Origin of the sequence: Anaerococcus cruorum, assembly GCF_046365495.1 — a bacterium.
GTDB lineage: Bacteria > Bacillota > Clostridia > Tissierellales > Peptoniphilaceae > Anaerococcus > Anaerococcus cruorum.
In genome coordinates this window covers 36597-62204 of sequence record NZ_JBGMEH010000002.1, presented here as the reverse complement: position 1 = coordinate 62204, position 25608 = coordinate 36597, and the positions used below count along the sequence as shown (strand labels likewise).

Annotated in this window: 24 protein-coding genes; 4 read left to right on the top strand and 20 right to left on the bottom strand. The window is 32.4% G+C overall.

The genetic code is table 11. The features are described from left to right. Positions 1-28 precede the first annotated feature (28 nt). From ACCQ40_RS02665 to prdC, 8 genes are all read right to left on the bottom strand, one after another. Positions 29-964 (bottom strand): sulfite exporter TauE/SafE family protein, encoded by a 936-nt coding sequence (locus ACCQ40_RS02665; protein ID WP_410032509.1) that lies wholly within the window; start codon positions 962-964, stop codon positions 29-31. 484 nt (positions 965-1448) lie between these two features. Next, complete coding sequence (locus ACCQ40_RS02660) at positions 1449-2405, bottom strand: sulfite exporter TauE/SafE family protein (RefSeq protein WP_394019225.1); 957 nt, start codon at positions 2403-2405, stop codon at positions 1449-1451. 12 nt (positions 2406-2417) lie between these two features. After that, complete coding sequence (locus tag ACCQ40_RS02655) at positions 2418-3425, bottom strand: proline racemase (RefSeq protein WP_410032508.1); 1008 nt, start codon at positions 3423-3425, stop codon at positions 2418-2420. Between the two features lie 268 nt (positions 3426-3693). Further along, positions 3694-4410, bottom strand: coding sequence for a D-proline reductase (dithiol) protein PrdB (gene prdB / locus ACCQ40_RS02650; RefSeq protein WP_410032507.1), 717 nt, complete (start codon positions 4408-4410; stop codon positions 3694-3696). Next, on the bottom strand, positions 4410-4646 hold the full coding sequence (locus tag ACCQ40_RS02645; protein WP_394010930.1) for a CBO2463/CBO2479 domain-containing protein: 237 nt from the start codon (positions 4644-4646) through the stop codon (positions 4410-4412). Before ACCQ40_RS02645 ends, prdB begins: the two co-directional genes overlap by 1 nt. Continuing rightward, a complete protein-coding gene (prdA, locus tag ACCQ40_RS02640; protein ID WP_410032506.1) occupies positions 4639-6579 on the bottom strand; it encodes a D-proline reductase (dithiol) proprotein PrdA in 1941 nt (646 codons plus the stop codon). Before prdA ends, ACCQ40_RS02645 begins: the two co-directional genes overlap by 8 nt. Before the next feature lie 131 nt (positions 6580-6710). After that, entirely contained in the window at positions 6711-7133 is a 423-nt protein-coding gene (locus ACCQ40_RS02635) for a hypothetical protein (protein ID WP_410032505.1), read from the bottom strand. A gap of 10 nt (positions 7134-7143) precedes the next feature. Then, a complete protein-coding gene (prdC, locus tag ACCQ40_RS02630; protein WP_410032504.1) occupies positions 7144-8448 on the bottom strand; it encodes a proline reductase-associated electron transfer protein PrdC in 1305 nt (434 codons plus the stop codon). A 454-nt stretch (positions 8449-8902) separates the two neighbouring features. On the opposite strand from prdC, the gene ACCQ40_RS02625 reads away from it, so the two are divergent. Further along, positions 8903-11572, top strand: coding sequence for a cation-translocating P-type ATPase (locus ACCQ40_RS02625; protein ID WP_410032503.1), 2670 nt, complete (start codon positions 8903-8905; stop codon positions 11570-11572). 50 nt (positions 11573-11622) lie between these two features. On the opposite strand, the gene ACCQ40_RS02620 is transcribed toward ACCQ40_RS02625, so the two are convergent. From ACCQ40_RS02620 to ACCQ40_RS02605, 4 genes are all read right to left on the bottom strand, one after another. Beyond that, positions 11623-12546, bottom strand: a complete 924-nt coding sequence (locus tag ACCQ40_RS02620; protein ID WP_410032502.1) for a nucleoside hydrolase — start codon at positions 12544-12546, stop codon at positions 11623-11625. 75 nt (positions 12547-12621) lie between these two features. Further along, positions 12622-13374: a hypothetical protein gene (locus ACCQ40_RS02615; protein ID WP_394019235.1), complete on the bottom strand. Its 753-nt coding sequence runs from the start codon at positions 13372-13374 to the stop codon at positions 12622-12624. 48 nt (positions 13375-13422) lie between these two features. Further along, entirely contained in the window at positions 13423-13983 is a 561-nt protein-coding gene (locus tag ACCQ40_RS02610; protein ID WP_410032501.1) for a chromate transporter, read from the bottom strand. Further along, positions 13976-14515 carry a chromate transporter gene (locus ACCQ40_RS02605; protein ID WP_410032500.1) on the bottom strand — a complete coding sequence of 180 codons (540 nt, stop codon included), beginning with the start codon at positions 14513-14515 and terminating at the stop codon, positions 13976-13978. The genes ACCQ40_RS02610 and ACCQ40_RS02605 overlap by 8 nt, the downstream gene beginning before the upstream one ends. A 140-nt stretch (positions 14516-14655) precedes the next feature. Between ACCQ40_RS02605 and ACCQ40_RS02600 the strand changes: the two genes are divergently transcribed. From ACCQ40_RS02600 to ACCQ40_RS02590, 3 genes are read left to right on the top strand one after another with little or no spacing between them, the layout of a single operon-like run. Beyond that, a complete protein-coding gene (locus ACCQ40_RS02600) occupies positions 14656-15108 on the top strand; it encodes a hypothetical protein (RefSeq protein ID WP_410032499.1) in 453 nt (150 codons plus the stop codon). Beyond that, positions 15101-16075, top strand: coding sequence for a CehA/McbA family metallohydrolase (locus tag ACCQ40_RS02595; protein WP_410032498.1), 975 nt, complete (start codon positions 15101-15103; stop codon positions 16073-16075). The genes ACCQ40_RS02600 and ACCQ40_RS02595 overlap by 8 nt, the downstream gene beginning before the upstream one ends. Positions 16076-16085: 10 nt before the next feature. Then, positions 16086-16745: an HAD family hydrolase gene (locus tag ACCQ40_RS02590; protein WP_394010916.1), complete on the top strand. Its 660-nt coding sequence runs from the start codon at positions 16086-16088 to the stop codon at positions 16743-16745. Between the two features lie 107 nt (positions 16746-16852). Here the strand turns inward: ACCQ40_RS02590 and ACCQ40_RS02585 are convergent, their stop codons facing one another. The 8 genes from ACCQ40_RS02585 to ACCQ40_RS02550 all read right to left on the bottom strand — a co-directional run bounded on the left by ACCQ40_RS02585 (position 16853) and on the right by ACCQ40_RS02550 (position 25504). After that, positions 16853-17113 carry a hypothetical protein gene (locus ACCQ40_RS02585; RefSeq protein ID WP_410032497.1) on the bottom strand — a complete coding sequence of 87 codons (261 nt, stop codon included), beginning with the start codon at positions 17111-17113 and terminating at the stop codon, positions 16853-16855. A gap of 172 nt (positions 17114-17285) precedes the next feature. Next, a complete protein-coding gene (locus ACCQ40_RS02580) occupies positions 17286-18248 on the bottom strand; it encodes a metallophosphoesterase family protein (protein ID WP_410032496.1) in 963 nt (320 codons plus the stop codon). After that, the gene (locus tag ACCQ40_RS02575) at positions 18249-19268 is read right to left on the bottom strand and encodes a hypothetical protein (protein WP_410032495.1); all 1020 of its coding nucleotides are present in this window, start codon (positions 19266-19268) and stop codon (positions 18249-18251) included. A 6-nt stretch (positions 19269-19274) separates the two neighbouring features. Continuing rightward, complete coding sequence (locus tag ACCQ40_RS02570; RefSeq protein ID WP_410032494.1) at positions 19275-21158, bottom strand: glycoside hydrolase family 97 protein; 1884 nt, start codon at positions 21156-21158, stop codon at positions 19275-19277. An 11-nt stretch (positions 21159-21169) separates the two neighbouring features. After that, complete coding sequence (locus ACCQ40_RS02565) at positions 21170-22252, bottom strand: ABC transporter ATP-binding protein (RefSeq protein WP_410032493.1); 1083 nt, start codon at positions 22250-22252, stop codon at positions 21170-21172. Between the two features lie 13 nt (positions 22253-22265). Next, positions 22266-23120: a carbohydrate ABC transporter permease gene (locus ACCQ40_RS02560; protein ID WP_410032492.1), complete on the bottom strand. Its 855-nt coding sequence runs from the start codon at positions 23118-23120 to the stop codon at positions 22266-22268. 8 nt (positions 23121-23128) lie between these two features. After that, positions 23129-24019 carry a carbohydrate ABC transporter permease gene (locus tag ACCQ40_RS02555; protein WP_410032491.1) on the bottom strand — a complete coding sequence of 297 codons (891 nt, stop codon included), beginning with the start codon at positions 24017-24019 and terminating at the stop codon, positions 23129-23131. Between the two features lie 60 nt (positions 24020-24079). After that, a complete protein-coding gene (locus ACCQ40_RS02550; RefSeq protein ID WP_410032490.1) occupies positions 24080-25504 on the bottom strand; it encodes an ABC transporter substrate-binding protein in 1425 nt (474 codons plus the stop codon). Positions 25505-25608 lie beyond the last annotated feature (104 nt).

Sequence of the window (25608 nt, the reverse complement as noted above, 5' to 3'; positions counted from 1 at the left end):
CTTATCCCGTCTTTTTTATTAATTTTATTTAGTTTGCACTATATACTTCTTGAGTTATTTCTGGATCTATAACAAAAGAGTCTTCTTCTTTTGGACTTTTGCTTTTTCTAATCATTGTTATAGCTGTGTAGAAAATTACTAGGATGATTAGGATTTTAAGAGCGTCAATATTTGCATTTTTTACTCCAAAATATGCACCAAGTACACCTAAGCATCCAAATATATTGATAAATACAGCTGCTGTTCTATCATAAGCTTTTTCTTTTATAAATCTAATACCTGCTGTTGGCATAAGAATCGCACAAGAACCCATCATAATTGGGAATGCTGATTTGATATTCATACCTAAAAGTGAAACCATAGCCATGCATGGAGCATATAGACCTACACCTGCACACATTAAAACTCCTAGGATAAAGTTACCAATTACTGCAACTATTAATCTCCATCCAGATATACCAATAGCTGTATTTTCCATTTCAAATAAACCTAGGTATGGGTGTGTTACTAACATAACTGTTGCTGCTATAAATAGGGCAACACCCATTACAAATTGAACTTTTTTCTCATCCATTTTTGCAATTATCCCAGCTCCTATATATGAGCCAATAGTAGCTGATGCTATCATCAAAACTAAAGTAAGTGGATCAACTTCTATAGCTGAAGTAAATAAAATAGCCTCTAAAAGTGTTGGTAATGAGCAAGAAGCATTTAAAGTACCGGGAATAAGTTTATCATTAATTTTTACCTTAAGTGCTCCAAATAAAGCTACTATATTTCCAAAAGAACCTATCCCAAGAGAATCACCAAAGTTTGCTAAAAATCCTATAAATGATTCTTTGGCCTTATCTATACTTGAAACTTTTTTTAAATCTTCTTTATGTTTGCTAACATCCGCACCTAGGTAGCCTGCATATCCTACAAAATATGCATAGTATAATCCCTTTAATATACTAATAATCATATGTCTCTCCTTAAAATTTATTTATATTTTTACTAATGAAAAGGTTTTTAAAACTTTTATAAATTTAATTATATTTATTATTTTAAGGCGAGAGTTACTGGGACTTTTGAGATGCCATTGCCTACACGTCTTACTCTTTTGTCGGCAGCAAAACTATAGTTGGCACTATTTTTTTGATGAAATCTCATAATAACTCCTTATAATATAAATTTGCAGCCATTTGATGTACTGGATAAAAAATATTCCAATAAAAAACACACCAATAATTTTATAAATAAAGTTACAGATGCAGGTGGTTAATAATGATATTTTCTACATCCACATTATCATTTTAAAAAGACTTTGTCAAACTTTTTTAAAAAGTTTTTTTTAAAGCCTATTCTTTACCAAATTTTGGTTAAATTTTCTATAAACTTACATTATAAGCTAAATTAAATTTTTATATAAAAAAAGACAAGGACTAAACCTTGTCTTAAATTTTATTTTATTTTGATTCGTAAACTTCTTTTGTATCAGTTACTCTATCAGTTGATTCATGAGTAGTTGTAGTTGTTGTTTCAGCTACTCTTGGAGCTTTACTCTTTTTAATCATTGTATAAGCTGTGTAGTAAATAACTGCGATAATAACGAATTTTAAAATATCGATATTGGCATTTTTTACTCCCCAATATGCTATTACTACCCCAAGTAAACCAAATAAGTTAATAAGAACACCTGCTGTTCTATCATATGCACCTTCTTTGATAAATTTAACTGATCCTACTGGCATAAGTAGGGCACAAGAACCCATCATGATTGGGAATGCTAATTTGATATTCATACCAAGTAGAGAAACCATAGCCATACATGGAGCGTATAGACCAACTCCGGCACTCATTAGAGCACCCAGGATAAAGTTACCGATAACAGCAACTATTAGTTTCCAACCTGTAAATCCTATAGCATCATTTTCCATTTCAAATAAACCAAAGTATGGGTGAGTAATAAGCATCACTGTTGCTGCTAAAAATAGAGCAATACCCATAACTCTTTGGATTTTTCTCTCATCCATTCTAGAAATGATACCAGCTCCTAGATAAGAACCTATTACAGCTGCTGCAATCATAAGTGCAAGTGTTAGTGCATCCATCTCTACTGCAGATGTGAAAAGAATTGCTTCAAATAATACTGGTAGGGTACATGATACGTTTAATGTACCTGGGATAATTCTATCATTAATATTTACTTTTAATGCGTTAAATAAAGCTACGATAGGGCCAAAAGAACCAATACCTAGGGTGTCACCAAAGTTTGTTATAAATCCTATACCTGATAATTTTGCTTTTTCTTTACCAGAAGTAGCTTTGAAATCTTCTTTATGTCTTGCTACATCAACCCCTAAAAGACCTGCAAATCCTACAAAGGCGATGTAAAATAAACTCTTTAATACTGTTAATATCATCTACATCTCCAATTATGATAGGATAAACCCGTGGTTTAGAGGGTCTTCATCATCAAAGATAAAGTTATTGAAACCTGTAATGTAAGCTGTACCTGTAATTTGTGGAACTATTGCATCAAACTCACCAACTTTTGTTTCTTCTACAATTTCTCCTTCAAATATTGTACCAAGGATTGATTCGTAGTAGAATTTTTCTCCTATTTCTAGTTCACCTTTTGCAAATAGGGTAGCAAGTTTTGCTGATGTACCTGTTCCACATGGTGATCTATCTACTTGACCTTGACCAAATACTACACAGTTTTTAAGTGTTGCATCTGGGTTATCTGTTTCTGACCACCATTCAACTAAATCAACTGTTTTAATATGATCTAAAGTAGGGTGTTGGATTTCAATTTCTTCATTGATAATATCTCTAAGTTCGATACCAAGATCTCTTAATTGTGCTGCGTTTTCCGGAACAATTTCAAGTCCAATTTGTTCTACTTTAGCTATAGCAAAGAATGATCCACCAAAAGCTATATCAAATTTAATTTTACCATGACCTGGTAGTTCTACTTCTTGGTCTTGTTTGTAAAGGAAAGATGGTACGTTTTTAAATGAAACTTTTTTAGCTACTCCATCTTCTACAGTAACATCTCCACGGATAATTCCAGCTGGAGCTTCTTGAACTATATGTGTTACTGGTTCTACTGCTTCAACAATTCCTGTTTCAACAGCTATTGTCATAGCACCGATTGTTCCGTGGCCACACATATTTAAGTATCCACCACCGTCCATGAAAATAATTCCATAGTCAGCTTCTGGATCAACTGGGTCTACTAGCATAGAACCAAACATTTCATTGTGTCCTCTTGGTTCAAGCATGATACCTGTTCTTACCCAGTCCATGTTATCTTCTAGCCATTGTTTTTTCTCAGGTAGAGTTTTACCTGGTACTTTAGGAAAACCACTTACAACTGTTCTAACAGCTTCACCTGCAGTGTGTCCATCTACAGCATTAATATTTTTTTGAAATTTCATAATGTCTCCTTATAAGTTAAAATTTACTAATAATACCGAATAAAATATGTAATATAAAAGCTTGTTGAGGATAATAGGAAAAGCTTTATAATATTTCAACAAGCTTTGTATATAAGTAAACGATTTTTTCTACATCTAGATTGAATTTTAGAATATTTTTTGTCAATCTATGGTAAATTTTTTTAGGTATAAATATTATTAAAGTGAATATAAAAGGAGGCATTTTACCTCCCCTTATTCACTTATAAACTAGATTTATTAGATAAATCTAGATTGATGCCTCATATTCGTAAGGAAGTGGAACGATGTGTCCTGGGCTATCTAGAGTTTCTAGAAGCTCTAAACTTTCTTTTACGATTGCTGTTTGCATTTCTACGTTGTGTGGTTCACCAGCGTTAGCACCCATTGGAACTCTTGGAGCAGATACTCTTGGAGCACCATTTTGTCTAGCTACTGGAGGTAAAGCTGCGATTAATACTGTTGGTATACCAGCTTCTTCAATTGCTCTCTGCAAAATCACGGCAGAGCGGTGGCAAGTACCTCAGCCAGCAGTTAGTATAGCAGCGTCTACGTTCTCATCTAAAAGTCTTTTAGCGATTTCTGGACCTACTTCTTCTGTGAAGACTTGTACGTTTCCACCACCACCCATTGTACCAAAGTTTTCTGGTGCAACAGCTTTGATGAATCCTTCATCAGCTAATTCTCTTAATCTATCAATTGGGAACATGCAGTTGATATCACGGTTAACGTCTGAGTTATCGTATCCACCGTGAGATACCATCATATCTTCTGTTTTTCCATCTCCAGGAATGATTCTGTAAGATGTATCTCCAGCTAAGTTAAATCTTTTGTCACTTTTCATGTGTACGCCGGCACATGTTACAAGTGCTACTGTCATTTCAGATAAATCTTTGTTAACTTCAGCCCAAACTGGATCTGGAGTAATAGGTACAAAGATTTCTGATTTTAAACCTTTTACAGCCATTAATTATTCTCCTTTTCTTCGTATTCTTCAATTACTTCTGGATAAGTTAACATTACCCCTACAATATCGCCTACTTTCGCAGGTCTATCACTAATAATCATTCTTTTTGGTATGTGTAGTTCCCCAAGTCTACCAAAAAATGATATATGAACTCCCCCATCGGAGACATCCATTATAGTGCCTTGTAGGTAATTTAAATTACCCATTGGGTCATCATAAGTTTGATTCTTAGACATCTGTTGGATCGAAATCGTCTGCTTCGTAGATTTCTTTACGTTTTTTACTCATTTTTAGAGAAGTTTCATTTGGAACTAACTCAATTTTTTGACCAGTTTGTTCTTCTATAGCTTTAACGTTAGCTTCTTTAACATCTGGTGTCCATTTTCTGTTTGGTTCTTCGATTTCTTCTCCTTCAATCTTAGCTCTTAGCATTTCAAGTGCTCTTATTGCATCTTCTTCTGCTAGACAGTTGTTTTCTAAGATTTCGTTTTCGATACCTTGACGAGATTTGTTATTATCAACCATTGCATTCATGTGTTCGTTACCAACTACAAGTTGTCCTTGAACTGCTGAATATGTCATACCAACTACTGGTACTCCACGTCTACCAATTTGGTCAATGTGGCTTGCAAAGTCGATGTGGTTGTTACCAAATCCTTCTGTTGTAACAATTGCACCTTCTAAGTCCATTGTATCAATTGCTGTTCCTAGGAATCTTGATACATATGTTTTATCTGTGTTTGCTTGAGGTGATCCTACTAGCATAACACCACAAACATCATAATCAGGATCTTCTAGAGCTTTTAGTACAAGTGGTTCTCTAAAGTAGTGTCTTGATGTTTCTTTTGAAGCAGGTCCTATACATGTTAATGCGTGGATAACACCGTCTAGTACTTGAAGTGGGTTTACAATTACTGGTACGTTACCTAAGTCTACGTTAGCTTTTGCTCCTTCAGTACCTACTGGTTCTGTTGGCCAGATGTAGTTATCGTGCATTGCACCTTGTCCCATGATTTCTTTTACTAAAAGAATTTTGTGTTTACCTGGGTGACGAACGTGTTCAAATTCATCTACTCTTTCGATTGCTGATTCTTCTAAGTCTTTTAAGGCATTTCTGATTTCTTGAGTAATAATATCAGTTGCTCTGTGTGCTGACATTGGTCCTGGTCTTTCCATGTTTGTACCAGCTTTGATTGTAACGTCAGTTTTAATTAGAATATCTCCATCATCTGGTGATCCTGGTCTGTTAAACATAATGTTTCTGTCCATTTCACCTTCTGAAGAACCGAACTCACCGATTTGTACTCCGTTTTCATCTGTACCTGTTACTACGATTACAGCACCTTCAACAAGTCTTGTTGTTCCTTCACCAAGTTCTGCACCATCTAATTTTGTTGCAATTGGTTGAACATCCATAATTGTGTTTGAGTATTCACCGTAGTTATCTGGTGTGATGATGTCAAGTTTAACATCTACTACTAATTTTTCTGAATCGATTGCTTTTTGAATTAAGCTTTCATCAATTGTAATTACACCATTTTCAACTTTAGTTTCATCACCAAGTTTTACTTCTTTGATTTTTACGATTTCTCTTTTTAGTACAGATTTTTTTACGTCAGCTTCGCTTACGCTTGCTTCTGCTGCACTTCCGTCAACTTCTGATGGATTTGCTACTAAAAGATCATTATCATTTGAAGAAACTGCGCTTGCTCCATTAGCTGCTGCTGATAATGGAATTTCAAGGTTGATGTTTTTACCTTCTCCAATGTGAATTTTTACAACACCATTACCTAGTTTTGGTGCGAAAGCATTTCCTGCTTGTGCATTTAAACCAGCGTTTGATTGGTTTGCTGAAGCTGTTTGTGTTTCAGCTGGGCTTACTTCTTCACTTACTTCTTCGCTTTCTTCAACTGCTTCTTTATAATCATCAGCATTTGCTGGTGTTAAAGCTGTTAGTGAATCACTAGTTGTATTAAGTGTAGCTCCTAATACTTGACCGATTGTTAGTGTATCTTCTGGAAGTTCTAGAATTCCCATATCAACCATTTCATCAAATAATGCTGGGTCTTCTAAGTTATGTTCTGAAAGCACTGTTCCTGCTTCTGCTCTACAGCAAAGAACGGCAGGGTCATTTTTATGCTTTTCAGCCATTTCTTTTGATAGTGACATACGTCCTCCTTAAAAAATATTTATAAGTAAATACTACTAATAGCATCCACCTATATTTACTATAATTATACTATTTTTGGAATGTATTAACAATATTTTAACTATATTTTACAATCAATAAAATTGGTGAATTAGAATTCAAATTCTAGTTTGATATCTTTTCCTTCTTCTATATAAATTACAAAGCCATTATTTGCTGTTTCACTAAAGTCAAAGCTGATATCTACATCTTCACTTGTAGTAGCTGCAATAGCTTCTTCATTTGATACTTCAGCACTTGTTTCATCTGCTGCGCTTACAACTTTAGATGTATCTACTAATTCTGGTGTGATTGCTGTAAGTCCTTCTACAAGATCTTTAGTTTCTGCACCAAGTACTTCACCAATTGTAAGTGTATTTTCAGGAATTTCAATAAGTCCTAAGTCTTCTAGTTGATCAAACATAGCTGGATCTTCTAAAAGATGTCCTGTAACTGTTGTTCCTTTTTCTGATCTTAGAGCTAAAACAGCTTTTTTATCAAGATTTGCTTGCGCTTGTTCATTTGTTAATGCCATATTTGCTCCTTTACTTCATTGCTCTTGTTCTTTCCATGCCCATTGAATCTTTTGCATGGTCTGTAGCATGGTGCATTTCTACTGGGATATTTGCAACGTTAGCTGCTACTGTGTTTGAACAATCTGTACAGTGACCGATTAAGATATCTTTTGCACCGTTTTTGTAAAGATTTAATACTTTTTCTGCTTGTCCTGGGCAAATACCTGGGTTTTGACATTTAAATACGCCTGGTTTTACTTCGATAGCATTTTTACAAGTTTCATATCCTACTAAATCTTCTTCTTTTACACCCATCATTTCTGCAATGTGAAGTAATCTATCTTTGTTTGGTCCACATGCACAACGAATGATTCCAAGTTTTTCTACTTGTTCACATTTATCAGCTACAATAAGACCACCAACTGTTTTTGATAAAATTTCTTCTTCAAGCATTGTATGACCTGTGTATGGTCCACCAATTATGATTTCACCAGAATTTTCGCGAACTCCACCAAATTCTTCGATAATATCAGAAAGAATTGTACCAATTGGGTAGGTTTTTACTTCGTATTCGTTTTTACCTAAATTATTTAGGTTACCAGCTACTGTCATCATTTTATCGATAAGTGGTTTACCATCTGTATAAGCTTCATAAACTGCAATAGCTGTCTCTGAGTTCATTACAACTGCATCAGCAACATTTGGTAGGTCAGTTACACTTAGTAATTGGTTTAAAACATCTCTAATGATAGCACGTTCTTCACCAACTGGATACATATTTTTAAGTGGGAATACTCTAATATCTGTAATGTTGTTTTCTTTAAGAAGTTTTGTTAATGCTTTGATTTCTTCTGTGTGTATTATCTTCATAGCAATAAATGCCATTTTTGCATTAATATTTTCTTTTACAAGTTTTACAGCATCAATAAATTTTTGTGGATTTTCTTTAATTTGTGCAATATTATGCTCAAGAATTGGTTCACATTCTGATGCATTGATTAATAGGTATCCTTCGCCTTTTAAATCTGTATTTAATTTTACATAGGTAGGAAAACCTGCCCCACCAAGACCTATAATACCAGCTTCTCTTGCAACATCTGCAAGGTTATCTTTTTTATCTATTTTAAGGTATTCTTTATTATCATCTGTTTTTTCTATGTAGATGGCTTCATCAGTTACTTCTTTAACTTTACCATTTACAGATGAATAAATTGGCACTGATAATTGTTCAGGGTCAAAATCAGCAATTTTTTGGCCTCTTTTAACCTCATCACCATCTTTTACGATAGGTGAAGCAGGAGCACCAATACCCATTCTTAGGTTAAATTTTAACATATATACTCCTTTACTTTCATTAAGTAAGTTATTACACATTCATGATTGTGAATATTTGATAAAGACGTCTCCTTACCTATACTAATAGTATGGTTTTTTATCAAAAAAGTCAAGCGTTTGCATACGTTTGCTTTCTTTAAGTATAGGCAAATATCTTTGATAAAAATATTCCTTTAAAGATATCACAACGATGTTTTTTAATATTTTTTATCAATGTTTTTATGTATTTATCTACTATACATAAAAGAGCTATTATATTTTAAATTTCTTATTGTATTTTTTATAGATTTAGCCTATAATAAGAGTAGCAAAAGGGAGTAGCCCAATTATTTAATCGTCAAAACGAATTTTAAATTCCGGTTAAATAAACCCTCATACGGTGGCAAGACTTTTGGCAGTTTTTGCCAAAAGTCTTTTTTATTACCATTTTTGCAAAAATATTATAGGAGGAAATATGGACTACCAAGGTTCTAAAAAGGAATTATTAGACAGATTAAATTCTGATCCAAAAACCGGTCTTTCCTCTAGTGAAGTAAAAACTCGTTTGGACAAATATGGACCAAATAGAATCGAGTCATCAAATAAAAGATCTTTACTAGAAAAACTTAAAGACCAAATCCTTGATCCAATGGTTATTTTGCTTATCGTAGCATCAATCATATCAGCTTTTACAGGCGATACTGTTGAGGCAATTATCATTATTGCTATTGTAATTATTAATGCTATTATGAGTATCTACCAAGAAGGTCAAGCAGAAGATAGTGTAGCTGCCCTACAAAAAATGAGCAGTCCAGAAGCAACTGTCTTACGTGATGGAAAAAGAGGAAAGGTAAAAGCAGAAGAGCTTGTACCTGGAGATATTGTTATTCTTGAAACAGGTGATATTATCCCAGCTGATATTAGACTACTTGATTCAAGAAACTTACAAATTGATGAATCATCTTTAACAGGTGAATCTGTTGCTGTAGAAAAAGATGCAGAAGCAGTATATGATACAGAAGTAGGTATAGGAGATCGTAGTAACTCCGCATTTTCATCATCAATCGTAACATACGGACACGGTGAAGGTGTAATCACTGCAACAGGCCATGAAACACAAATAGGTCAAATTGCAACAAGTCTTGATTCTGTAGCAGATAAAGAAACTCCTCTACAAAGACAATTAAAAGATTTATCTAAAAAACTTGCAATTCTTGTAGTGATAGTAAGTATTTTAGTATTTGTAGTAGGTTACTTTAGAACAGGCATGGACTTATTAGATAACTTTATGGTTGCAGTATCTCTTGCGGTTGCTGCTATACCAGAAGGTCTAACAGCAGTGGTAACAATTGTTTTATCAATTGGTATGAACCGTATGGTTGAGAAAAAAGCTATTGTTAAAAACTTAGTTTCTGTAGAGACATTAGGTTCTACAACAGCAATTTGTTCAGATAAAACTGGTACACTTACCCAAAATGAGATGACCATTACAAAAGTATTTACAGACTTTAAAGAATTTGATGTTGAAGGAAGTGGATATACTCCAGAAGGTGATATCAAACTTGATGGTGAAACTATAAAAGACCATGACCAAATCAAACTTCTAATGACTGTAGCATCTTTATCTAATGATGCAAACTTAATTGAAAATAATGGTTTATATGAAATAACAGGTGACCCAACAGAAGGTGCTATGCTTACTCTTTCTGAAAAATGGGGCATTGTTCAAGAAGATTTAAATGAAGCTCATCCAAGAATAGATGAAATTCCATTTGATTCTGATAGAAAAATGATGACAACCTTCCACGAAATGGATGGTACCTACTATGCAATGACTAAGGGTGCTCCTGATATTATGATTAATAACTCAAGTAAAATCATGATTGATGGCAAACTAGAAGATTTCACAGAAGATATGAAAAGACAAGTTTTAGAAGAAAATACAAAACTTGCCAAACAAGCTTTACGTGTTATGGCTTACTCATTTAAACCATACGAAACTCTAGAAGGTGAAGAGCTTACAACAGAAAATATCGAACGTGAAATGGTATTTGTAGGTCTTACAGGTATGATTGACCCACCAAGACCAGAAGCAAAAGCTGCAGTTGCCGAATGTCATGCATCTGGAATCGATGTAATAATGATAACTGGTGACTACTTTGAAACTGCCCTTGCTATTGCAAAAGACCTTGGCATTGCAGAAAGCGAAGACCAAGCTATGCAAGGATCTGATTTAAATAACAAATCAGAAGAAGAAATCAGAGAAATTGTAAAGACAAAAAGAATCTTTGCCAGAGTTTCTCCACAAAATAAGGTGCAGTTAGTAAATGCCCTTCAAGCCAATGGTAATATTGTTGCCATGACAGGAGATGGGGTAAATGATGCTCCAGCTATTAAAAATGCTGATATTGGTATATCAATGGGTATTACAGGAACTGACGTTGCCAAAGATACTGCTGATATGATTCTAGTAGATGATAACTTTGCAACAATAGTAAATGCCGTTGAAGAAGGAAGAGTAATCTTCTCAAATATCAAAAAATTCGTTGGTTTCTTACTTTCATGTAACATTGCCGAAGTTTTAATAGTATTTTTATCAATCCTATTTGGACTTCCAAGCCCACTTACACCTATCCAGTTACTTTGGTTAAACCTAGTAACAGATGCTTTCCCAGCCCTAGCTCTAGGAGTGGAACCAGCAGAAGCTGATATCATGGAACGCCCACCACGTGATCCTAAAGAATCAATCCTTGCTGGTGAAACTGGAAAAAATGTAATTTTACAATCAATTGCAATTACAATTTCAGTTCTAGCTGCCTATATCATTGGTCTAAAATACATCTTCCCTAACAATATCGAAGGTGCCCACACAATGGTATTTGCGACACTTATTACAAGTGAGCTTTTAAGAGCATTCTCTGTAAGAAGTGAAAGATATACATTAAAAGAACTTGGATGGTTCTCTAACAAAAACTTAGTAAAAGCAAACCTATTATCCTTTGCCCTACTACTTTTAGTTATGTACGTACCACCAATTAGAAGACTTTTTGAACTTCAATTTATCACATGGGAATGGTGGATAATACTTCTATTATCTTTCCTACCACTTGTTATTGGAGAAATTAGAAAAAGAGTTAGAAGATAATAATAAAAAAAACCTAAGTCGACTTGACTTAGGTTTTTTTGTGCTTAAATTTATACAAGAGTTTCTAAGAATATTTCTTTAAATTTATCTATATCAATATCAGATACAAAATTCACGTTTTTATAAAAATTAGAATGAGCCCTTAAATCTGGGACTGTCATACCACGAGTAAATTCACCTTTTGTTTCTACATCCATATGAATCATTTCACTTTTAAAAATTTCTGGATTTGTATGATACATAACTGCTAGAGTGTCGTGCATGAAAGTTGTATAGTTTTCCTCTGCCCCTGCTTGGTCTATCCTTATATCCATAACAGCTGATAAGATTTCATTTATTTTTTTATCTGACTTTTTAAATTCCTTGTGCATATCTATATCATAGGAAGTCTTTGTTGTTACATTTAAGCCTAGCATATTTACTTTTATTCCACTAGAAAATACTACCGCTGCTGCTTCTGGATCGGCAAAGATATTAAATTCTGCAGTTGCTGTTACATTTCCCATACCAATTGCCCCACCCATTATTGTAATTTCTTTTATTTTTTCTTTTAGGTCAGGGCGGGCTAGTATTAGGCTTGCAATATTTGTAAGAGGGCCTACAGCAATGATTAGTGTCTTATCATTTGCTTCTAAAACTTCTGCCATAGACTTTATTGCAGATTTATCTTCTAATTTTTTAAGCTCATTATCAGCAAATTCATAGCCTAAAAGTCCATTTTCTCCATGAAAGCCTTCTGCTAAAACTTGTGGACCCAAAATAGGTTTAGCAAGACCCTTATAAATTGGTACTTGCCAGTCCATAGCAAAGGCTAAACCTTGTAAGTTTCTTGTAGTATGTTCTAGCTTTACATTGCCTGCTACTGATGAGAGCATCTTTACATCAAAAATTTCACTTTTATTTAAAAAACTTAGGGCAAAAGCATCATCAATGCCCGGGTCTGTGTCAAATATTGTAGGTATTTTTTCTATCATCTTTAATCTCCTTTTATAAATTTTATCAAAATAAAAGACGGAAGTCTTCCCGTCTTTATTTTTTCTATCATTATATTAATAAACAAAAGTTTTCCAAACTACATCCTCGCTTGGACTATATAAGATTGGTCCAAAAGCATGATCTACTACCACTTCTTTATCTGCTGGAGTAGTAGTTGGATTTATTTGATTTTCTAGAGCTGTTCCTTTTCTATCAGCTAATGGAATATAAGCGCCATCTAAGTAAAGAATAAACTCATCTCCTACTTGTAATTGTTTAGTAAAATCTACAAAAACTTTTTGTGGAATTTCACTATCTACACCAGCTTCTGAAGTAATATTTAACTCTTTTAACCTCAATTTGTAGGTTTGCTGGTTTAATTGTTCTACATATTCAAATTTACCTTCATAAGTACTCACATGTTGTTCTTTTAGTTGAGCTTCTCCTGAAACTTCATGTAAGCCAGCATCATAGCCATCTGCTTCTTTAGTTGCAAAATATTCTCCAGTAAATTTACCTTCTTTTCCAAAATCAATTGTTGTATACATTTGAGGATCATCTTCAAACTTGCTATGGATATTAGTTCCATCTAGGGCTTTGAAGACTGCTACACCCTCTTCTAGTTGGTCTCTTAGAACTTCTTCTTTTATATTTTTATAGTTTTCTAATTCTTCTTCTATAGTATCTCTATTTAATTTTGGTACTGGATTTATAATATCTTCTCTTTTTAGAGGCTCTTTGTTATTATTTGAAGTATTATCTTTGCTTTGATTGCCACAAGCTGCCAATAAAAGCAGGGCAGATAATATTAACAATTTATTTTTCATTTATTCTCCTTAATAAATTCTTAGATATTTATTCCCTTTAATTAGTATTTATAAACTAAATATTACTCCAACTAAAGCACTTACGCAAATAATTGCAAGAGGATGGACTTTTTTAAATTTAATTAATACAAAAAGATATATTGCAAAAAGTACAACTGGCACTACTCTTATGAGATCAAAAATATTTCCGCTTTGTTTAAATAAGGGAATATTAAAAAGAGTTATAGCTATAACTGAGCTCATGGCTCCAAGAATAAGACCAGCAGTTGCTGGGCGGATGGTTTCAAACATATCATGAACTGCTTTTGATGACTTAAATTTTGCCATAGCCCTTGCAATTATAAGAGTAATTATAATAGGCCCTGTAATAAGAGCAATAGTTGCAAAAATCGCACCAATTACTCCATAAGATTTAAAACCTGCAAAGGTAGAAATATTTATACCAATAGCTCCCGGTGTTGATTCTGAAACTGCTATCATATCTAAAAGGTCTTCTTCACTAAACCAACCAAAGGTCTTAGACATTTCTTGTAAAAATGGAATAGTGGCCATGCCCCCACCTATAGCAAAGATTCCTGTTTTAAAAAATTCCCAAATTAACCTAAGCATCTTTACCCATCCTTCCTAGTAAAATTCCAAAGACACCTACACTTATTACAATAATAACTGGTGAAACTTGTAAAAATCCTATAGCAACAAAAGTCAGCAAAAATATGGAAAACTTAAGCGGTGTCCTTGCATTTTTCTTTATCATTTTTAAAACCGAATAAAAAACCAAGGCTGAAACCCCTACTCTTATACCAGCAAAGGCATGTTGGATCCACTCAATATGGCTAAAGGCTTGTAAAAAATTTGCAATAATTAAAATAATAATTATAGATGGGGTGATAAAACCTAAAGAGGCTATCACTCCTCCTAAATTTCCTGCTTGAGAATATCCACAAAAAGTTGCAGTATTTACTGCAATAATGCCCGGTGTGGACTGACCAATAGCATAATAATCTAATATTTCTTCACGACTGGCCCATTTTTTATTATCAACAACCTCTCGCTCCAAAAGTGGCAACATAGCATAGCCCCCACCAAAGGTAAAAAGACCAATTTTTGCAAAGGTAAGGTACAAATCAACTAATATATGCAAAATAAACTCCTTAATTATTTTTATATTTTAAGTATAGCACAAAAGCCCTATTAATTTAGATTTTACATAAAAATTACATGGGTATAATAGACTTTTTCTATAATTACTTTTGATATGTAAAAAATAAAAAGGAAATAAAGATGCTAATTATAGATGAAAATTTAGATTTAACCAAGGAAGATAGCCTAACCCATAGGCGTTTTCCATTTAAACTTGATAAAAGCTTTGATAAGCTCATTATAAAACTCTCATACTCGCCAACTCTAGTACCGGATGATGAAAAAATAGATCCTTTAAAAGAAGCAGTTGATAAATATTTACAAGATGATATTTATACTGATGAGGACCGCACTGGCACTCTAGATGCAAATGTAGAAAATTTTCTAACAACCAGTCTTTTTTATGAGGGCAAATTTGTAGGCGCCTACCATAACAAGGTAAATGACCAAGAAATTACGGTAAGCAAAGACTATTCTTCCCGAGGCTATAAAAAATTCGATGTAAGATCTGGGTCTTACGAATTTGTCCTATCCATGCACTCTTGCAATAGTAAGGTCGCTGCTAAAATTTCTCTGGAGGCTATAGATGAGTAAATTAAAATATTATCCAGTCTTACTCCACTCCCACACCCACCATTCTGATGGCCATTTAACTACAGAAGAAGTAGTAAGAAATGCCAAAGACTTTGGCTATAAGGCTATGTTTTTAACAGACCACAATACAGATGCAGGGGTTGATGAAGTTTATGAAAAGGGTTTTGATAAAGAAATTCTTCCAGTTTTTCACGGCATAGAGTGGACTACATTTTTTGGCCACATGCTGATTTTAGGAGCCCATGATGCAGGAAATTACACCAAGGCAACTCTTACAGACATGGAAGCTTGTATAGATGAGATATTAGCGGAAAATCCAGATGCAGTTTTTTCCATAAACCACCCCTTTGATATGGGCAACCCTATTTGTACTGGCTGCCACTTTGAATTTAATATAAAAGATTATTCTAAATTTTCTTATTTGGAGCTAGTAAATGGAGAAAACTCTGAAGATAGTAAGTCAACAGAACTTGCCTATAAGTTTTGGAAAAAACTTTTAAAGGATGGCTATAAATTGGCAGCCCTTGGAGGCCGTGACTGGCATGTAAAATCCAAAGATGATGATACAGTGCCTATCAATATGGTGGGTATAAATGGCGAAATAAACGAAAAAAATACTTTAAGTGCCATAAAAAACGCCAATACTTACCTAACTTTTGGGCCTATATTTACTTATGATTTTAGTAATGTAGAGTTTGGGGATATGATAAATGAAGGAGAGCTTACTGGAAATATCATTGTTAAAGAAGGTTCTTTTAAAAATACTAGGTATATAGGAGCTATTCCTAGAAAAATTCTTATTTACAACAATGATAAAATAGTTTTTGAAAAAGAAATTAGTTATGATGAAAATATTGATTTTTGTATAAATTCTAAAAAGGGGTATCTAAGATTTGAAGTCCTTGGCGACTTAAAAGATAAGAAAAATATTAGACTAGTAACAACTTCCCCAATTTTTGTAAAATAAAGGAGAAAAAATGAAATTATTATTTGATTGTGACGGGACAATCCTTGATTCTATGCATATTTGGGTAGATCCAATTAATGAAGTATTTGAAAAATATGGTTTTAGACTCGATACCCTTAGCAAAGAAGAAAAAGGCAAAATAGAAGCCCTTCCCCTAGAAGGCATGTGCGAATTTATAGCAAATGAAATGGCAACAGATATGACCACGGAAGAGGTAAGAGAATATTTTGATGAAATTATCCAAGATGGTTATAAAAATTCCTTACTGCCAAAAGATGGAGCCTTAAAAAAATTAGAAGAGCTTCACGAAAAAGGCTATGAAATGGCTATAGCTTCATCAACAGATTCAATTTACTTAAAACTAGCCTTTGAAAGATTAAATATCGACAAGTACTTTAGCTTTTTAACCACCCCTGATCTAACTGACTTTAAAAAATCAGACCAAGAATATTGGCAATACGCTATCGATGAGTTTGGAGTAGATGCAAGCGAAGTCATCCTATACGATGATGCCCTTTATGCAATAAAAGCTGCAAATGCAGTAGGCATCAATACCTGCGGAGTAAAAGACTTTCCATATAACGAAAACGAATGGGAAGATATAAAAGAAAATGCGACTTTATACCTAGATGGCATTTGGGAAATAGATGCTTATAATTTATTAGGATAGGTAAAAGAAAAAGATACCGGGTATGCGGTATCCTTTTTTTATTTAATATTAATATAATTTTTAAAATTATCTTTTAGTAAATCAGGGTTTAATAATAAAGTTATCTTTTAAACCATGTTAGAAGGATCAATCAATTTATCAAATTCTTCTTCATCTAAAAATCCTAATTTTCCATTAGCCTCTTTTAAAGTAAGTCCCTTATCAAAGGCATATTTTGCTAGTTCACTTGCCTTATCATAACCAATTTTTGGCGATAAAGCTGTTACAAGCATTAGAAAATTTTCTAGATTTTTATCTATATTTTCTTTATTTGGACTAAGACCTTCTAGAAGATTTTCTTTGGAATAAGGCGCAGTGGGATAAAACAAAAGATGCTACTGATTTTGTTATTGACGAGATTTCTGATTTTGGATTTGATAATTTTAAATAATTTACTAATAAAAGAGCTCCTAGAAGGAGCTCTCAAACTATAAGGATTTATATCTATAAGGTTAATTATCATGTTATCTAATCTATATGATTAGTTTATAAAATGTTTATCTAAAATTTATAGTCTTTCATTTTAGAAGTAACATTTGGGTTATCTATTTTTTCTTTTTCTTCTTCACTTAAACTTATATCTCTCCCTCTGCCTTTAACTGTTACATCTTCATTTTCTAAGGAAATTATAGCATACAGAGGATCAGGATATCTTAATATGTATGGTAGAACTGGATGCTCTTTTAAGTAATCAGCAGGATAATTTGTATTAACTTTTTTATCTTCTCCTAGCCAATAATAAGATACTGAGTTAACTTCTAAAAAAGATAAATTATCTTTAATAGTTAGTTTATCTATATGTTTGTGACCAGATAGAGCTAATATTTTTTTTCCTGTGTTATTCAATATATCATCGACAACTTGGTGATTTCCAATTCCACGAGGATCATCGTTTAGAACATTATGAGAACAAATAATTAGGTTTTTTTCAGTCTCGACTGCAATCTTTAGCCATTCGACCTGTTCATAGGGTAAAACCGCTTTATTTTTCTGATTAAAATTATTACCAAATTTGTAGCTAATTTCGTTATTATTTTCATCTAAGTAATAATTTGTATCCAAAACTATAATTCTAAAATTTTTTATATCATAGTAGTAGTAGTTATTTATCATTCCATAATCTTCTACCGCAGTCTCTTTAGAATTAAAATCCATATCATGATTGCCCAATGTATGAAGTATCGGAAGATTAAGATCATCAAACTTATCTAATAGTTCTCTAGTTCTTAGCATATATTTATTACTTTTTTGGCTATAAAAAATATTATAATTAACTGGTTGGTTTTCTTCTTCACATAAAGATTCGGAGGTGTTTCCATGATATCCAAAATCACCAATATTAATAATCAAATCTACATAATTTGCTTTTGCACTGTTAATAATAGAATCTACTCTTTTTTCTGCATTGTCAATGATTTCTGAATGTAGGTCAGTAAAAACTAAAATTCGTAAGTTATCATCCATCTACTCACTCCATTCATTTATTTCTTGGATTTCGCCTGTGTATTTATCATAGTGTAATTCCATATAATTAATCTTAGAACTATACTCATATTTTGCCCTAAGCAATCCATTTTCACTATCATCAGTAATATTTAAGGAAAAAAGAGGATTTTTATTGATAGATACCTTTACCTGATTTTCAAAAAATGGAGAAACTTTATAATCTTGATTATTAGCTCTTAAAGTGTATCCCCCATCATTATCTACTTTTATGGCCAATCTCTTTTCACCATACATATCCACCAAATCCATCCATTCTTCAGGACCAAACTCTGCTCTAAAGTGAGGAATTGCATCAATAGATGATGTGTTTTTTACATTCCTACCGGATTGATCCACATAAATGTGCGGAGCTTGAGAACCCACTCTATATGGCCATCTTAAAATTAAATGCCAATGTGGTGGAAAATCAGGATGGAGAGCATTATTAGTCTCAAATCCTAATATCGCAAAGTGGCCTACTTTATCTTCTGATACACTACTTGCTATTTCACTAATATTTAATATTTCCCAACAAGCAAACATATAATGTAATACAGCTTTAATTTGTAATTCTGGATATTCTTTATACAACCCTACATATCTACTATTTTGATTATGCTCAATTCTCATAGTTTGACCTTCTTTTCTTATTAATGTATGAACACTTAATGTACTAGTTTTTAATGGAAGATTATCGAAAGTTAATGATATATTTACAACATTATCTTCTTGAGTAAAATAATAATATTGTTTTTCAATTAGCACCTTTTCAATTTGTAAATTACCTTTTAATATTATTTCTAAATCTGCAACAATTACATCATCTAGAGGAGGGTGCTCTATGTAAAATACAAATTCCTCTTCTGTTTCATAAAAATATTTTGCATTATCTAAAACTTCGATAGGAAAATCAGCGTATACATTAATATCTGGTAGTCCTACAAATTTTTTTTCGCTCTTTATTAATCTTATAGATGTAAGTTTATTATCTTTATACATACTTTTCTATTCTGCCTCCTCAAATATTGATACAAATCCCCCACCTTCTAAAAGATTTATTTCTAAAATATCATCTTTTTGATATTCTTTGCTATATCTAATAGATTGAGATCTATCATCAATATCATCTCTATATTCTAGAGACTTATATTTCTTTCCTTCTTCTAAGAAATTAAGTTTTATTTGTAATTTCTTATTTTCACTATTACTATTTTGTATTGCAAGAAAATACTCATTGTCTTTTCTTCTTACAAAAGCACTTAATTCTCCAATTTCGCTTTGGTCTAATACAATTGTCTCATCCCAGCTACTATGAACCTTAGAAATAAATTCACTAACATCACTATTTTCAATATTATAAGGAGATTCCATGAAAGTTAGTAAATTTGATCTAATAATTACAGTATTAGCTAACATATGTGTTAACGTACCATCACCCATTCTAGTAGTATTTGATAGGCTTAAAGGCGTAAAATCTGCACCACCAGTTAAAAGCCTTGTATATGGTATAACATTAGCATTTGTAGTATTTAAATTGTACTGCATCCCCTTAACACCCTCTTGTGTTAACAGATTTGGATAAGTCCTATTTAATCCAGTTGGTTTGTTCGAGTTATGAAAGATTATTAATAGTTCTTTTTCTAAAGCTTCTTGCATTATTTGTCTATATATATTAACCGCTTGCGGTGTTTCCATTTGAATATGTCCAAATTTAATACCAGCAACTCCAGCAGCTTTTGCTTTTTCTAGAAATTCTTCTCTAGTATAATCGTCATACATATTATCACCACTTTGATCAATATCAGGAACATCATTTCCAATAAATAGCCCAACACCATATTCTTTGCAAAGATCTGATATTTTTGCAACTTTTTCAAAAGCTTTATCTTCATTATCAGACCAAGATCTCCAGTTGTTTCCTATTACCATATATTCTATATTTAATTTTTGAGCTGCTTGTAAATTTTTAACAGCTTCCTCTTCAATAATATTTCCTTCTTTATCATAGCCTTTAAACCAAGTAGCTTTTCCTGTTTTTACCCAGTCGAAGTCGCCTGCGGGAACATCATTTAAGTTCTGTGCAATAGTATTATTCACTAGGTTATTAAGGTTATCTGCTACAAATATAATTCTCCAAGGACTAGATTGAGCAGTTGTATCAAATCCATTTATAGTATTCCAATAATGAGCAGAAAATTTAGAAGCACCCATATACTTTAAAGCCATGCCAGAATAGTCTTTTAAATTGGCCTCACTTACGGAAATGTATCCTTTATTATAAGGTAGTTTAAATGTAGGTAGGGCCGCCATTATAGTATTCTCTTTTAAATCTGATATATGGCTTTTTTTATAAACTTCCTGCATATCAAGTAGTTCCGTGTTATAAAAAACTGATGAATTTTGATCTATAGTAAATTCCGATGTTTCATTATCTATTCTTTTTAGACTATCATCTTTAAAAACATATTGAAATGCTGCCCCATTATTAAAGATTTTCCATACTATAGAATATTTAGAAGAGTCTTCATTTTCAAAATTTATGATATATTCGTTATTTAAATCATTGGCTATATTAGAATTTTCCATTGATGCGTAAGTTGAGTCATTATATTTCTCTTCAATAGATACTATTTTTGCATTATCAAATATATTATTACCATCAATGCTTATTCCTAAATTTGAATCAGATATAAATTGATCATCATTTAAACTAAGGCTATAGGATAGACTATCTTTATTTGATAAATTTACTATAATATTTCCATCAGGGCTTTCCATTTCTATACTGTCTATATACTTATTTGTATTTACCTCATAATAAATCACTCCTAAAAGTATAACTATAAAAATAACAAGTATACTCTTTTGGGATTTTTTGAATTCTTTCATTTTACCATCTTCTACTTAATTCTGTTTCCAGTTTCTTCATTAAAATATAAGATGTCATCGTCATCAAATGTTATATATATCTCATCACCATCTTTAACTTGACAACTTGCATCTGCTTTGATGACATATCTATTATTATTGATTGTAAAGTATACCATTCTCTCAGCACCGTAATATTCAGTAAGAATTACTTTTACTTTTAATGAATTTTGAGAGTTGCTTACAATTCTAATTTTTTCAGGTCTCACTCCTACCATCAAATGTTTAACATTATTTCTATGCATTAACTCTGCGTGCTCAGCAGTTAAGTTAATAGGTCTATCTGATCCAATTAAATAAACTTGATTGTTTTTATATTCTGCTGGGAATATATTAGTTGCAGGGGAACCTATAAACTGAGAAACAAAGATATTAGCAGGATTTTCATAAATTTCTTCTGGAGTTCCTATCTGTTGAATTACACCCTTATTTAAAATTACAATCTTAGTTGCCATAGTCATGGCTTCTATTTGATCATGAGTTACATAAATTGTAGTAGTTCCTAATCTTTTATGAAGTTGTATTATCTCAGTCCTCATGGCTACTCTTAGTTTAGCATCAAGGTTAGATAATGGCTCATCCATTAAAAAGAAATCAGCATTTCTAACGATAGCTCTTCCTAGTGCAACCCTTTGTCTTTGTCCTCCAGATAATTCACCTGGTTTTCTATCAAGTAGTTCCTCTAAGCCTAAAATACCAGCAGCTTCATTTACTTTTCTTTCAATCTCTGCCTTGCTTTCATTTCTAACTTTTAGACCATAGGCCATATTTTCACGAACAGTTTGATGAGGGTATAAAGCATAATTTTGGAATACCATAGCGATATTTCTATCTTTAGGTTCTACATCATTAACTCTTTTTCCATCCATAATTAAATCGCCAGAAGTTATATCTTCAAGACCAGCTATCATTCTGAGTGTAGTAGACTTTCCACACCCAGAAGGACCTAGCATTACAACAAAATCTTTGTCTTCAACAGCTAAATTGAAATCATCTACAGCCTTAAATTTGTTCCCATAGACTTTATCTATATTTTTTAATTCTAATTTTGACATATTATCTCCTAAGTTAACCTTTAATTCCACCTTGATCAACACCTTTTATCATCTTATTTGATAAAAATGCGTACAAAATAATTGTTGGCGCTGCTGCAACTACAACTGCTGCAAACATTCCTCCATAATTACCAGTTGCTATCATTGCTGCAACCATTTGTTCAAGCCATACACCTACGGGTCTCATTGATGGTGTATTAGCAAATATTAGAGGTAGGAAATAGGCATTCCATTTCCCAATCAAATTGAAAATAGTAAGTGTTATTATTGCAGGCTTAGCCATTGGAAACATAATATCCCAAAATATTCTAAAATGACTTGCTCCATCTATAGCAGCAGATTCTTCGTAACTTGTAGACAGGTTTTTAAAGTAAGCTGTAAGATAGTAAACATCATACGGTACAGATTCTGCTACAAATAATAAGATAATTACAAGTCTTGAGTTAACAATGCCCATTGAACTTAAGTGATAAAATATTGGCATGGTAACCATTATACCTGGGACAGATAAAGACATTACGAATAATTGTTGTGTTAATCTATTTCCTTTAAATTCAAATCTTGAAAGTACATAAGCAGCTGGAGCTGCAATAAATATTAGTAAGATACTAGAAGGGACCGTATAAATTAATGTGTTTAACAAAGTTAATCCAGCATTTGTTGTTGTACCTTGGAATATCTTTCTATAATTATTTAGTGTCAAATCTCCTTGTAGTATATTCCCAGAAAATATATTTGGAGTATTTGAAAAGGAAGCAAGTACTATCCACCCAAACATATAAAGGGTAAATACTGTGAATAACAGTAAGATGAAATATTGTGGACTATTTACACTTATATTTTTAAAAGTTTTTTTTGAATTAGACATTTTTTCTCCTAGTATTCAAAATCTGTGTTCTTAACAATAATACTTGATATCACAAAGAATAGGACACCTAATAAAGTCATAATAACCCCAGACGCTGCACCTATTCCTACATTGGTATTTGGATTTATTTCAGTACCAAAAATTTGATTATAGGTAAATAGCATCGGGGTAGCTGTTGTAATATGTCCAAATATTCTAGAAAAAGCAAAGAAACCTATTGTTCCTGTTGTAAATAGAACTAAGGAAGTTTTTATTACATCTTTTATCAAAGGAAGAGTAATGGTAAAAAATTGTTTAAACTTACTTTCTCCTTCAATTTTAGCAACTTCATAGTAATCTTTTGGGATTCTTGTCATAGCGGATATATACATAAGCGTATATTGTCCAATAGCGTTAAATATAGCTGCAAGAATCATAGCAGTAAATATGTGATCTGGTGATAACCATTCTATTTTCGCTAATGAATTAAGTCCTATTCCACTAAAAATTTTATTGAACAATCCAAATTGACTATTAAACACATAAAGTAACCAAGCATAACCAATAGCAATTGCTGATATAACTTTCGGTAAATATATAATTGATGTGAAAAATCTTTTGCCCATAATATCACTATTTAAGATAGCAGCAAAGATCAAGGATATACCAATTGTTCCTATTCCAGAAAAGAACCAAATCTTAACAATGTTTTTTAACGAAATTTTAAAAATGGCATTACTAAATAAATCCACATAATTTTGGAGTCCGACAAATTCCCATTCATTTATAGGTGTTGTAACTGTATTTACTCTATATAAACTCATCAAAAATGTTCTTAATACTGGATAGAGTGTAAAAACAATAAATAATATTATGGCTGGACCTAAAAATAACGCAATAGTAGATTTCTTTATTTTCATACTTATCCTTTCTAAAAATTCCCACCATCTCTCTGGTGGGAATTTTATAGGTTCTTTTAATTAATTATTTTTTACTTCATTTACAAAGTCTTCAGCAGTTGAGTCACCTGCTAATAGTTTTAATAATGCAGATCTAATTATTTCAGCATTGTCTTTGTTTGTAGCTATAGCTGTTTGAGAAACATATTTTCCCTTTGTATTATCAAATATTTCTCTAGCATCTTGTAAGTTTTCTGGATATTCTGAGTTAGGATCTACTGGAAGTGCATTAGCTTCATCTACCATTTTTTGATCAAATTCAGTATTTACAAATACTGCAAAGTCAACGGCAGCATCTTTTTCTTCTTGAGAAGCATCTTTGTTAACACCTATACCGTATGAACTATAAGCTGTATATGTGCTATCATTTACTCCTCCTTCAACTTCTGGGAATGCAAATTGTCCCCATTTGAAATCAGGACTTACAGAATCTTGGACTTCGCCTGGTAACCATGTCCCGTTTAGGTACATACCGATATTTCCATTCATTACGAATTCTTGTTGTGCTTGTGGGAATTGTACTGATGCTACGTTTTCTGCAAAGTATCCTGCTTGAGCCATTTTTTCTAACTCTTGAGCAGCTTGAAGTACAGCTGGGTCGTTCCATTTTTCAAACGTTGGATCGTTTACTAATTCATCAACCCATTCCTCACCTTTAAGTCTTGATAAATAGTATCCTAGTATTCCTGTTGAATAGTTAGGGTCTGTTGTAAGAGGGGTAAATCCAGCATCTTTAATTTTTTGACAAACATCTAGAAGTTCTTCCCATGTTTTAGGTGTTTCTGTTACGCCAGCTTTTTCAAATACATCTTTATTATAGAAGTAAACGAAAGCTTGAGGATTCATAGGCACGTAGTAATATTTACCTTCACCTAATTCTTCATCTAATAGTAGCATAGCTTGTGATGTATAATCTTTGTATGCTTTGCCATCTGTTGTTTCGTAATCACTATCAAAATAAGAAGTTAAATCCTCATTTGAAGTTTCAAATTTTTGAATAATATTATAAGCATTTGCATCATACATTGTTACGTTTTGTCCACTTTGTAAAGCAGTTGGTAATAATTTTGAGTTATCTCTACCATTGAATGTAAAGTTTACTTTTATATTAGGATTTTTTTCTTCATAAGCTTTTGCTGCTTCTTGTAAAACTTGCGCTTGTGGTTCTACTTCATTGTAGCTAGACCAATATTCAAGAGTTACTTCACTATTATTATCTGTATTTGCTGCAGTTTCATCTTTTTTTGTATTATCTTCTGTTTTAGCAGCTTCCTCAGTTTTTGAAGTATCTTCTGTCTTAGCAGTATCATCTGTTTTTGCTGCTTCTTCTGTTTGCGCTGGGGCAGTAGTATTATCATTTGCGTTATTTGCGCTATTTCCACATGCTGACATTGTAAATGACATTGCTAATGTAAGCAAAAATGGAAGTACTTTATTATTTTTCATTATTTCCTCCAAAATTATTATAATGAGATTTTCTGACGTAAATAATTTAACACCCTTAAATTAAAATATTATTATGGTATCGTAAAGTCTTTGTAAAATTTACT

What these genes read in the sequence shown, in the direction of transcription:
- prdC (WP_410032504.1), bottom strand. Translation starts at nt 8,448, where the DNA reads ATGTTAAAATTTAACCTAAGAATGGGTATTGGTGCTCCTGCTTCACCT.
- ACCQ40_RS02575 (WP_410032495.1), bottom strand. Translation starts at nt 19,268, where the DNA reads ATGTATAAAGATAATAAACTTACATCTATAAGATTAATAAAGAGCGAA.
- ACCQ40_RS02555 (WP_410032491.1), bottom strand. Translation starts at nt 24,019, where the DNA reads ATGAAAATAAAGAAATCTACTATTGCGTTATTTTTAGGTCCAGCCATA.
- ACCQ40_RS02660 (WP_394019225.1), bottom strand. Translation starts at nt 2,405, where the DNA reads ATGATATTAACAGTATTAAAGAGTTTATTTTACATCGCCTTTGTAGGA.
- ACCQ40_RS02645 (WP_394010930.1), bottom strand. Translation starts at nt 4,646, where the DNA reads ATGTCTAAGAATCAAACTTATGATGACCCAATGGGTAATTTAAATTAC.
- ACCQ40_RS02655 (WP_410032508.1), bottom strand. Translation starts at nt 3,425, where the DNA reads ATGAAATTTCAAAAAAATATTAATGCTGTAGATGGACACACTGCAGGT.
- prdA (WP_410032506.1), bottom strand. Translation starts at nt 6,579, where the DNA reads ATGTCACTATCAAAAGAAATGGCTGAAAAGCATAAAAATGACCCTGCC.
- ACCQ40_RS02665 (WP_410032509.1), bottom strand. Translation starts at nt 964, where the DNA reads ATGATTATTAGTATATTAAAGGGATTATACTATGCATATTTTGTAGGA.
- ACCQ40_RS02565 (WP_410032493.1), bottom strand. Translation starts at nt 22,252, where the DNA reads ATGTCAAAATTAGAATTAAAAAATATAGATAAAGTCTATGGGAACAAA.
- ACCQ40_RS02620 (WP_410032502.1), bottom strand. Translation starts at nt 12,546, where the DNA reads ATGATAGAAAAAATACCTACAATATTTGACACAGACCCGGGCATTGAT.
- ACCQ40_RS02560 (WP_410032492.1), bottom strand. Translation starts at nt 23,120, where the DNA reads ATGTCTAATTCAAAAAAAACTTTTAAAAATATAAGTGTAAATAGTCCA.
- ACCQ40_RS02550 (WP_410032490.1), bottom strand. Translation starts at nt 25,504, where the DNA reads ATGAAAAATAATAAAGTACTTCCATTTTTGCTTACATTAGCAATGTCA.
- ACCQ40_RS02635 (WP_410032505.1), bottom strand. Translation starts at nt 7,133, where the DNA reads ATGGCATTAACAAATGAACAAGCGCAAGCAAATCTTGATAAAAAAGCT.
- ACCQ40_RS02580 (WP_410032496.1), bottom strand. Translation starts at nt 18,248, where the DNA reads ATGGATGATAACTTACGAATTTTAGTTTTTACTGACCTACATTCAGAA.
- ACCQ40_RS02625 (WP_410032503.1), top strand. Translation starts at nt 8,903, where the DNA reads ATGGACTACCAAGGTTCTAAAAAGGAATTATTAGACAGATTAAATTCT.
- ACCQ40_RS02570 (WP_410032494.1), bottom strand. Translation starts at nt 21,158, where the DNA reads ATGAAAGAATTCAAAAAATCCCAAAAGAGTATACTTGTTATTTTTATA.
- ACCQ40_RS02610 (WP_410032501.1), bottom strand. Translation starts at nt 13,983, where the DNA reads ATGCTTAGGTTAATTTGGGAATTTTTTAAAACAGGAATCTTTGCTATA.
- ACCQ40_RS02600 (WP_410032499.1), top strand. Translation starts at nt 14,656, where the DNA reads ATGCTAATTATAGATGAAAATTTAGATTTAACCAAGGAAGATAGCCTA.
- ACCQ40_RS02615 (WP_394019235.1), bottom strand. Translation starts at nt 13,374, where the DNA reads ATGAAAAATAAATTGTTAATATTATCTGCCCTGCTTTTATTGGCAGCT.
- ACCQ40_RS02590 (WP_394010916.1), top strand. Translation starts at nt 16,086, where the DNA reads ATGAAATTATTATTTGATTGTGACGGGACAATCCTTGATTCTATGCAT.
- ACCQ40_RS02595 (WP_410032498.1), top strand. Translation starts at nt 15,101, where the DNA reads ATGAGTAAATTAAAATATTATCCAGTCTTACTCCACTCCCACACCCAC.